We start from the raw sequence: 12,222 nt of genomic DNA, 5'->3' as shown, positions 1-12,222 counted from the left end.
ATTACATTTTGAAACGATGTTTTATTTTAGCGAGGTACCATGAGAAAAATCCCCATGTTAAGTTCAATCGCTTGTGCGCTACTGGCGGCATCAAGCCAAGCTGCCACACCTCCCCCCGCAACCGATTTGGCACTTTCGACCCCAGCATTAGCTCAAGATGAAAAAAGTGTGGTTCTGGTGTGGCAACAGCCCGAGCAGCGTGCACATATTGTTGACTATCACCTTTATCAAAATGGCCAATCGCTAGGTTTAGCCAGTGACAACAATACTCTGCACAACCCCGCTGCGCCGTATTTCAAAGCGTTCTATGAACGAGATAATGCGCATTTTGCTTACTCGATTCGTTACCAAAATTTTATGGTGACTGGATTAAAACCGGCGACCCAATATCAGTTTCAAATTGCGGCAGTTTATGATGATGGGCAAGAATCTCAGTTAAGCGCACCACTTCAAGTCACCACTCCGACTTATACCCATACGGTTGATATCACCCAATTAGGTGCAAAAGGCGATGGCAACACCCTCAACACCAAAGCCATTCAAACCGCCATTGACCAATGTGCAAATCAGTCAACCAATGCCTACGGCTGTCGAGTATTGATTGCCCCCAGCGATTCAGGAGCCACTTATGTCACTGGCGCACTGTTTCTACACAGCAATATGACGCTGGAAATTGCTAAAGGCGCGACGTTAAAAGGCTCTCCTTATGCTAAAGATTATCCTTTACAGCAGGGCTACCAACTCTACAGTTTTAGAACCAATGCAACCGATTCGCGTCGCCCCCCTTCCTTGCTCAATGCATTAACTGCTGATCACCGCAATGGTGAAAATCACAGTCAGCAAGGTTACGACCACCGTATGGGGACTTTTGAAAATATCCGTATTGTCGGTGCAGGAACGTTGGATGGCAGTGGGTGGCTAAAACAAGGCACCACACGAGATGAAGCAGGACAAGAACTTGCCTATCATCCACCAGGAGGTCGAGATCGCGTCTATACCTTGGGAATCTTAGCCAAAGATCAAATGATATCGGCCTATCGTGAGTATCATCCAAACTGGGATGGGGATACTTCCAAAATTGAGTATCTTGGCCAGTTCAATAAAGATATCTACGCTAATCGTCGCTCTTCTTTAGCCACGTTTCGGGGAGTCAATAAGATCTATTTCTCTGGGTTAACCTTACTCAACCCGGCGTATCACGGCGTGATGTTCCTTGATAGCGAACAGGCCACCATGGCTTACACTCGCACCGAAACGTTCGACATTAATAATGCTGATGGCGTTGAGTTTGGTAATAGTAGCGACTTTGCCGTATTCGCAAACTTTATCGATAGCGGTGATGACTGCATTAACTTCGCAGCTGGCCAAGGAAAAGATTATCAAGCGGGCACCGAAGGTGTGCACTCCACCGAGCGTGGCTGGGTATTTAACAACTACACTCGCGAAGGCCATGGCGTATTAGTCGCGGGCAGTCATACTGGCGCTTGGATTCAAGATATTGTCGCAGAAAACAACGTCGCCTTTATGACCGATAATGGCTTACGTTTAAAAAGCACGCTCTCCACTGGTGGCGGTGTAAGGCGCATTACCTTTAGAGAAAATGCCCTAGCCGATATTGGTTCACACAATACACACTCGGCATTGCCAAGTGGCCTTGATGTGGAAAACCGCGGCGGCTTAGGTAGCCCATTTGTGTTTACTTTGGCGTACAAAGCGGGCGACAACGTTTTCCAAAATGCCACGCAAGCCGCCTATTTTAGCCACATAGATATCGACGATATTACTGTTGATAATCACAACCCATCCCAAAAACCGTCCATCTTGATTGATGGGTACGACGGTCAAGACAGCAAAGTGAGCTACCCAGAAACGTGGCACAATCACTTATCATTTAAACAAGTGACGTTTTACCAAGACCAAAAAACTCGTATCGATCATCTTAAAGATAGCCAATTTGAAGAGGTAACATTCCTGAACGGCAATGACTCTCCTTGGAAACTCAGCCATTCAAAGAACGTCAAATTTGTAAAAGTCTCACCACCTTACAAATAAAACGCGTCAAACAAATAGCTTGCTCCCTTCCCTAATGAAGGGAGCAACTTTTTAAAACCTAATGTATCCAACGAATACCAAAATCGATCGGTTGTTCTGAGGTTAACAATATTTTTAAGCGGTATTTCCCAGAAACATTTTCTAACGAAAATACTTTATCAGCAGGGATAACGTAGAGGTCAGAAGCACGCAATAAATGATTGTGTTGGTCAATAGTAAGCTCTGCATGCCCTTCTAAAATGAGCAAGCTAATAGACTGATGAAACGAAAATTTAGGCAATACCTTTTGCGGCTCAAACAACATGTAACCTTGCGTAAAGCCTCCACCAAAGTCGAATGAAGCATATCGAATACCTTCATAAGACTCTCTCAAGTCAGCTTGTTCTAGGTTGTGGAGAAATTCATCGGTTAACATAATCGCTCATTTATAGACGAAAGAAAAAAGCCAGCAAGGGATGCCCATATCGCTTACCACCATTCCCAAGGTAAACATTCTGCAGGCCAGATATTGATTGTTCTCGTATTAATAACAAAAATTGTATTGACTCTTTCTCGAGAGAGGAAATACTGTTTTTTTATTCCCAGCATAGTGTCTTAATATGGAAATCAGAGTATTACGTTATTTTGAAGCCATTGCTCGTCTACAAAACGTGACTCGAGCCGCCGCTGAACTGCATGTTGCCCAGCCCAGTTTGAGTGTAGCGATAAAGAAATTAGAAGAAGAACTGGGAGTGTTACTATTTACACGAGTGCGCAATCAACCACTTAAGCTAACGGAAGAAGGTCATCTACTCCTAAAACGTTCTAAACGAATTTTCAGCGAAATTGAACGAGTAGAACAAGAGATTGCCGATCACCAAAAACTTCGAACAGGCCACCTAAAAATTGGGGTACCACAAATGTATGGTTACACTCAATTTCCTCACATTCTCAAACAGTTCCATCAAACCTATCCGGGTATTCGCATCTCTGTTATTCAAAACAGCGCAAATACCATTCGCAGCCATCTTGAAGAAGGACAACTGAACCTTGCTATCATCGATGAAAGACGCATACATAGAAAGTGGCCGCGTATTTCATTAGAACAGCAAGAGATGGTTGCTAGTTGTGCGCTTGATCATCCATTGGCACAAAAAGAATCGATGCAAGACAATGAGTTTGAGTATTTGCCACTCATATTAATGGATGACACCTTTTTGCAACGAAACATCATTGATAAGCGCTGCGAGCAAGCGGGATTTCGCCCTAATGTCATCATCGAAAGCAACTACATTCCGACAATAGTACAAGCCACACTGGATGGTTTGGGCGTTTCAACACTACTGCGAGATCTCGTAGAAAAGACGCCTAACCTACACGCTATTTCCTTATCGCCGAAAGAGTATTGTCACTTTCATTTATGCTGGTTGGATGAAGATGCCTTATCGCAGGCAGAACACGCTTTTATCCGCTTCATTTCAGAGTTCAAGGACAAGATAAACTAACAAAGAAGCGCCACAAGATATAAGACAAGTAATTGTTTAATAACAAAAAAGCCCGTTATAAATAACGGGCTTTTTAAAACTGGTGCAGATGGGGAGACTTGAACTCCCACGACCGTTAGGCCACTAGCACCTGAAGCTAGCGTGTCTACCAATTCCACCACATCTGCGTGTGACGCTAATATCCTGCTAAACCCAAAGTGTGAAAAGAGACACATATACGAAAAGAGATAACGATCACACTTATCCTTCTCATATGTTTGTTTTTTAAGCAAAATACAAAAATGGCGAACATTTTGTCAGCTTCGAGCTAGGCGAATTTGATTTATCCTAAACATACAGCGACTGGAATTTTTCTACCATATCCTTGTCAATCTCCTTAATTAGATTAGGTGACAAGCCCAGATGTTTGGCCTCATTACTAAACGAGCGTGTTGCTTCAAATATTTCTTCAGCCATCACCATAATCGCGTTCTTTGAAGACAATTCCGACTGAGCAGCTAACTGAATCTAGTGCGCTCTTTGGCGTTCGGCCATTACCACCAAATGCCGTCATATGTTCTTTGTAAGGGTTAGGGCTGATTTAAGCATGTCGAAGCACATCCTCTATCGATTTTAATTCTGGCTCAGACGGTTTCGTCAGGTCTTGCAACTTCTTCAAATAACCCAATACCTCGACAATTGCTACTATAGTAGCAATTTCAAGGATTAACGGTATCTTCTTTCTAAAACATGGGGGACGAAAAATTCATTCTAATGATGGATTCGTGACTGCCACCATGATGACAATTTTGGAACGTTAATTGCTAAAATTGACACCATAATATCAGTTTATATATTACTAAGGTTTCATAAATCCATTCGCACTTTCCCAGCCCATAGAAAGATGAAGCTGATTGTCATTGAGACAGAATCACTTGGGGGTCACAACCTGTATTCAACGCTGGTTAACAAACTTTTGGACAATTACGAGTTACACACCATAGGATAGTCGGATTATTCCTAATATTGCACCTAGGCAATTTAACCCGATTTGAGTGGCCAAGATCTTTCGGCCACTACATCTGGCACAAATCGTATTAAATTAAAGTAATTTGAAACCACGCTGTTCTATAGTTTGACGAAGTTTTTCTCTTCCTCCCATATAGCTCATGTCTGTAGCAGCAAAGCAAACAGCCTCTTGCCAAGTTTTTATTTTCATACCCTGTTCGGTACGAAAATTGAGTATAGCTTCTTCATACCCATCTAAATACTTAACATATTCACCCGGATCATATTTGTTATAATGCAAAACCATGGGCTGTGCTGGACGTGGGCGTATAGAACTGGCTCTAGATGGATCTGGTTTTCCCACAGCCATACCAAATGTCACAAAACTATAAGGTGGAAGATTAATCATTTCTGCAAGCTCTTTAGCTGCATTGCGCATTACACCAAGAAACACGATACCTAACCCCATAGATTCAGCAGCTAAAGACGCATTTTGTGCCGCTAAAGCTGAATCAATTGAAGCCATCAGAAATGAATCTAAGTAATCAAGCACAACCGGATCGCCTCCGTGCTGTTTGGTTATCTCTTCAGAGCGAGACAAGTCAGCTACCCAAAGTAATAAAGCAGGAGCTTCTTCTATCCAAGGTATTCGATCTGTAGGAACGGTGGCCGCAATAGTATCAGCAATCTGTTGTTTCAATTCTGGTTTTGTAACAGCGACAAGGCTCCATTGATTTAGTGCTGAAGAATTTGATGCAGACTGAGCAGCAGCAACCATAGTTTCAAGTGTACCTTCTGGTAGACCTTCAGGCAGAAAGGTTCTCACAGAACGGTGAGTCAACATCGTTTTAACTTCAGGAGTCCATTGTATGTTATCTGGCTTTTGTTGTGAGCCATATCTCTGCTGTAGTAGTTCTTCATCTTTATAAAGTGACATTTTCTTTATCCCTAGTTCATTGAAGATGCTTCTACAATAACTATCATTATTGGTTAGATAAACACGCTAATCATGACATGATATTCCATAATTATGTACAATTAATAAAAAGAGAACAGATAGACTTATGGATCAACTACTAGCGATAAGAACGTTTCAAAAGATTGCTGAATGCCGCTCTTTTACCAAAGCAGCAGCTCAGCTCGACATGCCTAGATCAACTGTTAGTAAAGCTCTAATAGATTTGGAAGAATACTTAGGTACAAAGTTGATTCAACGAACAACGCGCTCTGTAACGCTTACTGTCGAAGGGATAGATTATTACAATCGTGTTAATCTGTTGATGTCTGCACTTGATGAAGCTGACGAAGCCTTAATGGGTATGAAGTCAACTGCTAAAGGTAGATTAAGAGTAGATGTGTACTCATCATTAGCTACATTTGTTTTATTCCCCATGCTGGATGAATTTAGGCAACGTTATCCAGATATTCAGTTAATCCTAGGGAGTGGTGATCGACCAGTAAATCTAGTCGAGGAAGGCATAGATTGCGTGATTCGAGCTGGTAAACTGGCAGATTCATCGATGATAGGAAAAACGATTTATAAAGATAAATTAGTTACCTGTGCAAGTGCTAAGTACATTAAACAATTTGGCATGCCTGAAAGTAGTGATGAACTAGAAAAATCGCATCAGATTGTTGGTTACATTAGTGCAAACAATGGCGAAGTTTGGCCTATGATCTTTAACAACAATGGAGTTGAAAAGCGAATATCGAGGTTTAATATTGCTACAAATGATAGTGCAAGCTATGTAAATTTTATTTTGAGTGGTTATGGTATTGGACAAGCTCATGCTTCAGTTGTTAGTCATCTATTGTTCTCAGGAGAATTAATTCAGGTTCTTGCTCGTGAAACAGATGGCGATGTTCCTATTTCTCTGCTTTACCCCCCAACAAAACGTCTAAGTGCAAGAGTTCGTCTTTTTGTTGACTGGATAACTCAACGGCTTTCAGAGAGAGTGACTCCGAGTCAGTAGTAATTTAATAACATGACTTAAATTTGTGTACAGTTGGACTCTTATTTCTACATTGCCCACTGTCCGAAACACGGAATGGGGCATAAATGTTTTAGAGCGGATGTTCTATGGCGCTTCTGTCCCATTTAATTCGAGGCGCACTACATCACGTTTTTGAAAGTATTAAATGAAGCAACGTACAAACAGTTTGAGTAGTCATTTTTAGAACTACAGAAAGTAAAAAGCCCCAATCAAAAGATTGGGGCTTTTTTCCGATAAACGGTTGCTTATGTAGTGGCTTGAATCAGTGGTCATCTACAAGCTGATGTCTGTATGCTATGCAACGTTAGTGTTACTGTCAACTAAATCCAAAAGTTCGAGTATGCCAAATAGAATCACATACAGCGCCCTTGCTAATGTGTTGCCAAATCAAAGATTGGCGATAGTGCACATGCTTCAATCTGAAGCTAGGCGCGTCGCATCTGAAAAGTATTTGCGCCTGTGCCAACGTGTAAATACAAACGAATTTACGGAACCACTTTCGAACTATAAGCGGAGTCTACGCAGTAAGTTAAAACAACTTGATAAAGATGAATTCGATGTCATTGAGACATCTAATAACCAACTCTACTGGGTAGCAAAACTCACGACACAATAGGTTACAAGCGCATCAGTTTCGAGCTTTAATGTCGACGACACTTACAACGCTATTTCTTTGTCAGTGAACTGGCTTATTTAAAGCTGGCATTAAAAAACCTCCTGATGCATTGGCATACATCAGGAGGTTTAATTTTATTTCTTTTGATCAGACTTTATTATCCGACCGCATCGATAACCATCTGATTAAATGGTTTATTCTACCGTTACCGCTTTCGCTAGGTTACGAGGTTGGTCAACGTCAGTGCCTTTAATCAATGCAACGTGGTAAGCCAGCAATTGCATTGGTACGGTGTAGAAAATCGGTGCGGTGATTTCACTCACGTGTGGCATGGTGATCACTTTCATGCTGGCATCGCTAACGAACCCTGCGTTTTCATCGGCGAAGACATACAACAGACCGCCACGGGCACGCACTTCTTCGATGTTGGATTTGAGTTTTTCCAACAGGTCATTGTTCGGTGCAATCACCACCACTGGCATATCCGCATCAATAAGCGCTAGTGGGCCATGTTTCAATTCACCTGCTGCATACGCTTCTGCGTGAATATAAGAGATCTCTTTCAGTTTCAGAGCCGCTTCCAATGCAATTGGGAAGTACTCACCACGACCGAGGAACAGCGTGTGGTTCTTATCTGCAAAGTCTTTTGCTAGATCTTCAATCTCTTTTTCACTGCCGAGAGCTGATTCAATCTGTTTAGGCAGAGCATGCAACGCAGTGACAATCTCTTTTTCAGTTTCTTTGTTCACTGTGCCTTTTTGCTTACCAATCGCCGCCACCAACATTAGCAATGCTGCTAACTGAGTGGTAAAGGCTTTAGTTGAAGCCACACCGATTTCGGTTCCTGCGCGGGTCATAAAGGCAATATCAGATTCACGTACAAGAGAAGAACCTGCCACGTTACAGATGGTCATTGCCGCCATGTAGCCTTTTTCTTTAGCAAGACGAAGGGCGGCCAATGTATCAGCCGTTTCACCAGATTGAGACAAGGTAATCAACAAGCTATTTGGACGAGTCACAAATTTACGGTAACGGAACTCAGAAGCAATCTCTACGTCACAGCTCACGCCAGCAATTGCTTCAAACCAGTAGCGAGAAGCCATTGCAGAGTTGTAAGAAGTACCACAAGCAATTAATTGAATGTGTTCAACTTTGCTAAGAATTTCAGTTGCGTGCACACCGATGCTATCAGTAATCACAGAATCATCTGTGATACGGCCTTCAATGGTGTTTAGCAGGGCTTTTGGTTGTTCAAAAATTTCTTTCTGCATGAAGTGGCGGTATTTGCCTTTCTCACCCGCATCGTGTTCTGCGTTAGATTCCGTAATCTCACGTTCTACAGCTGTACCGTTAGCAGCAAAGATTTTCACTTCACGACGAGTAATTTCAGCCACATCACCTTCTTCAAGATAAATAAAGCGACGAGTCACATTTAAAAGCGCTAATTGGTCAGAAGCGAGGAAGTTTTCACCCACACCTAAACCGATAACGATTGGGCTACCAGAGCGAGCGACCACAAGACGTTCAGGATCTTTACGGTCAACAACAACGGTACCGTACGCACCTTCAAGTTGTTTTGCGGTTTTTTGAACGGCTTCAAGTAACGATGAAGAAGTACGAAGTTCCCATTCAACTAAGTGAGCAATAACTTCAGTATCGGTTTGAGATACGAACTCGTAACCACGAGAGCGAAGTTCTTCGCGCAAAACTTCGTAGTTTTCGATGATACCGTTGTGCACAACTGCGATATCGCCAGATACGTGTGGGTGAGCGTTGATTTCAGAAGGTTCACCGTGGGTTGCCCAACGGGTGTGCGCAATGCCAGTGCCGCCATGTACGTGCGATTCTGCAACCGCATCAGCCAATTCTTGTACTTTACCTAGGCGGCGTACACGAGTCATATTCTTGTTTGCATCTACCACTGCAACACCCGCAGAGTCGTAACCGCGGTATTCCAAACGGCGTAGGCCTTCAACAAGAATTTCTGCTACATCACGCTGTGCTACTGCACCAACAATTCCACACATACTAATAAGCTCCTAAAAAATGACGTTGAGGACTTACCACAACTTTTTAAGTCCTAATCTCTACTGATTAAGCGCGAATAACTCGCACTTGATGCGATTCTATTTTCTTAACAAATTCATCGGGAAGACCTTCGTCGGTCACCAACACATCCACGATGTTCCAAGGCAATTCTAAGTTAGGGATCTTGCGTCCAAACTTGTCAGACTCAACCATGACGATGACTTCGCGAGAAACCTCAGCCATCACTTTGCTTAAGCCAATCAATTCATTAAATGTAGTCGTGCCTCGTTCTAAGTCGACACCATCACAACCGATAAAAAGTTGGTCAAAATCGTAAGAGCGCAACACCGATTCGGCGACATTACCTTGGAAAGACTCAGAACGGATATCCCACGTTCCGCCCGTCATTAATAATGTCGGTTCATTCTCCAATTCACTTAACGCGTTAGCCACTTGCAATGAGTTAGTCATCACAACTAAACCACGTTTTTCATTGAGTTGTTCAATCAAGGCACCGGTCGTTCTGCCGCTGTCGATCACAATTCTGTTATGATCTCGGATTAACTTTGCAGCCGCTTTTGCGATAGAAACCTTTCGAACCGAAACTTTTGGACTCAACTCTTCACTTACGACTTCTTTCGGTAATGCAATTGCGCCGCCATAGCGACGCAGTAATAAACCGTTTTCTTCTAAGGAAGCCAAATCTTTTCGAATAGTGACTTCTGAAGTTTCAAATTGAGAAGCTAGTGATTCAACACTCACTTCTCCCATCTCATTAACGAGAGTCGCAATAGCGTGTCTTCTAAGTTGTGTATTTCGTTTCGACATTTTTAACTTTATAGCAGGTTTCGAATCGAAAGCAATTATAATCACTTCGAAACATAACTGTCCATTTATTTTGCTCCAAAAAATTAATATTTCACGCTAAAACCTTGTCCTAAGACAATTCTTGGACAGTGCTATTGAAAAAATAAAGTGGTAGAATTCCAGCCCTAAAGAAAAAAAATTACAGAACTAGGCGTGATATTTTTGTAACTTTCCCGTTGTACCCTAGGGAAATCCCGATAATTCTGAAATTTTAGGCAACAGATGTAGTTATAAATTGATCAAATCTGTTGTAAGACTTTCAAGTAAAGAGGCGTTAGCTCGATTTTTATATAGACAGGCGATAAAGAAAGTACAGATTGCCACCACGAGCCCTCTATACCCCGTGAAACAACTTTCAAAATTAATACTATTTACCGGAGAAACACTTCCATGAAAAAGACCAAAATCGTATGTACGATTGGCCCAAAAACTGAGTCAGTAGAGAAACTTACCGAGCTAGTGAATGCTGGTATGAACGTTATGCGTTTAAACTTCTCTCACGGTGACTACGTTGAGCATGGTACTCGCATCAAAAACTTCCGCGAAGTAATGGCGAACACTGGTAAACCTCTAGCAATCCTATTGGATACTAAAGGCCCTGAAATCCGCACTATCAAACTAGAAAACGGCGATGACGTTGATCTAGTAGCTGGTCAAGAATTCACTTTCACAACTGACACAGCAGTTGTTGGCAACAAAGACCGCGTAGCAGTTACTTACCCAGGCTTTGCTGCAGACCTTGCAGAAGGTAACACTATCCTGGTAGATGACGGCCTAATCGAAATGACCGTTATCTCTAAAACTGACACTGAAGTAAAATGTAAAGTTCTGAACAACGGTGCACTAGGCGAAAACAAAGGTGTAAACCTTCCTGGTGTTGCAGTTAATCTTCCAGCACTTGCTGAAAAAGATAAAAACGACCTTAAGTTTGGTTGTGAGCAAGGTGTTGACTTTGTTGCTGCATCATTCATCCGTAAAGCATCTGATGTAAAAGAAATCCGTGAAGTTCTTGCTTCTCACGGCGGCGAAAACATCCAAATCATCTCTAAAATTGAGAACCAAGAAGGCGTTGATAACTTCGACGACATTCTAGAAGCTTCTGATGGCATCATGGTTGCTCGTGGTGACCTAGGTGTTGAAATCCCAGCTGAAGAAGTTATCTTCGCGCAAAAAATGATGATTGAAAAATGTAACCGCGCTCGTAAAGTGGTTATCACAGCAACTCAAATGCTTGATTCAATGATCAAAAACCCACGCCCTACTCGCGCAGAAGCTGGCGACGTAGCAAACGCGGTTATGGATGGTACAGATGCAGTCATGCTTTCTGGTGAAACAGCGAAAGGTAAATACCCTGTAGAAGCGGTAACTATCATGGCTCGTATCGCTGAACGCACTGATTCATCTCTACAAGCTGAGCTTAGCACTCGCCTAGACAGCCCACGTCTACGCATCACTGAAGCAGTATGTAAAGGCGCTGTAGATACTGCAGAGAAATTGGCTGCTCCACTTATCGTGGTAGCGACTCAAGCAGGCAAATCTGCTCGTTCAGTTCGTAAATACTTCCCAACAGCAAACATTCTTGCTATCACAACTAACAAGAAAACAGCTGCACAGCTTGTTCTTTCTAAAGGTGTAACACCTGTAGTGGTTGATGAAATTGCTAGCACTGATGACTTCTACCGTCTAGGTAAAGAAATGGCTCTTGAATCAGGCCTAGGTAAGAAAGGTGATATCGCGGTTATGGTTTCTGGTGCTCTTGTTGCATCAGGTACAACAAACACTGCGTCAGTTCACGTTCTTTAATCGAACTGATAACAAAAATCGGGGCCTGGGCCCCGATTTTTTTATCTTTGCTAAACTAGTGATGTTAGATTTTGGTCGGTGGTTTTGTTACCAACCAAAAAATTCTCTGTGGTGCGTATTCAAAAGTAACACCATAGGAAGAAAATAAAGTGCGCTTAATTTAATTCCCAATACCAACAAACAACCAATCGTTAACCTAACGACAAAATGATTTAACAACATGCTCTGCCTCATACTGCCCAGAGTGTTTGAATTCCATAGCTTTTATATCAAACAAGACTTTTTAACTTTGCAGTTCCCTGTACCACTGGAGCCAAACTGTTTAAAAAAAACACAGTTTACTGAATATCCAGTCCAACTCAAGATGGTTTTATCAATTAAACTATCAAAA

General features: G+C 42.2%; 8 protein-coding genes and 1 tRNA gene. 4 read left to right on the top strand and 5 right to left on the bottom strand.

Annotated features, from left to right (window positions below; translation table 11 throughout):
• The first annotated feature begins 54 nt into the window (after positions 1–54).
• A complete protein-coding gene (locus tag JCM16456_RS02220; RefSeq protein ID WP_082712204.1) occupies positions 55–2,052 on the top strand; it encodes a glycoside hydrolase family 28 protein in 1,998 nt (665 codons plus the stop codon).
• A gap of 58 nt (positions 2,053–2,110) precedes the next feature.
• On the opposite strand, the gene JCM16456_RS02215 is transcribed toward JCM16456_RS02220, so the two are convergent.
• Positions 2,111–2,467, bottom strand: a complete 357-nt coding sequence (locus JCM16456_RS02215) for a cupin domain-containing protein (protein WP_068711984.1) — start codon at positions 2,465–2,467, stop codon at positions 2,111–2,113.
• A gap of 184 nt (positions 2,468–2,651) precedes the next feature.
• Here JCM16456_RS02215 and JCM16456_RS02210 point away from each other — a divergent pair, with 184 nt between their 5' ends.
• The gene (locus JCM16456_RS02210) at positions 2,652–3,536 is read left to right on the top strand and encodes a LysR family transcriptional regulator (RefSeq protein WP_068711983.1); all 885 of its coding nucleotides are present in this window, start codon (positions 2,652–2,654) and stop codon (positions 3,534–3,536) included.
• Between the two features lie 80 nt (positions 3,537–3,616).
• Here the strand turns inward: JCM16456_RS02210 and JCM16456_RS02205 are convergent.
• Both JCM16456_RS02205 and JCM16456_RS02200 read right to left on the bottom strand, forming a co-directional pair.
• A tRNA-Leu gene (locus JCM16456_RS02205) sits at positions 3,617–3,703 on the bottom strand.
• Between the two features lie 914 nt (positions 3,704–4,617).
• Positions 4,618–5,460, bottom strand: a complete 843-nt coding sequence (locus tag JCM16456_RS02200; RefSeq protein WP_068711981.1) for a nitroreductase family protein — start codon at positions 5,458–5,460, stop codon at positions 4,618–4,620.
• A gap of 127 nt (positions 5,461–5,587) precedes the next feature.
• On the opposite strand from JCM16456_RS02200, the gene JCM16456_RS02195 reads away from it, so the two are divergent.
• Positions 5,588–6,496, top strand: a complete 909-nt coding sequence (locus tag JCM16456_RS02195; RefSeq protein ID WP_068711979.1) for a LysR family transcriptional regulator — start codon at positions 5,588–5,590, stop codon at positions 6,494–6,496.
• Between the two features lie 831 nt (positions 6,497–7,327).
• On the opposite strand, the gene glmS is transcribed toward JCM16456_RS02195, so the two are convergent.
• Positions 7,328–9,160, bottom strand: a complete 1,833-nt coding sequence (gene glmS / locus JCM16456_RS02185; protein WP_068711975.1) for a glutamine--fructose-6-phosphate transaminase (isomerizing) — start codon at positions 9,158–9,160, stop codon at positions 7,328–7,330.
• 67 nt (positions 9,161–9,227) lie between these two features.
• Complete coding sequence (locus tag JCM16456_RS02180) at positions 9,228–9,989, bottom strand: DeoR/GlpR family DNA-binding transcription regulator (RefSeq protein WP_068711973.1); 762 nt, start codon at positions 9,987–9,989, stop codon at positions 9,228–9,230.
• 429 nt (positions 9,990–10,418) lie between these two features.
• On the opposite strand from JCM16456_RS02180, the gene pykF reads away from it, so the two are divergent.
• Entirely contained in the window at positions 10,419–11,831 is a 1,413-nt protein-coding gene (gene pykF / locus JCM16456_RS02175; RefSeq protein WP_068711971.1) for a pyruvate kinase PykF, read from the top strand.
• Positions 11,832–12,222: the final 391 nt, after the last annotated feature.

It is taken from the genome of Vibrio tritonius (assembly GCF_001547935.1).
Taxonomy (GTDB): Bacteria; Pseudomonadota; Gammaproteobacteria; order Enterobacterales; family Vibrionaceae; genus Vibrio; species Vibrio tritonius.
Note: the sequence above shows the minus strand (reverse complement) of the source record. Positions and strands in the feature narration are given on the sequence as shown.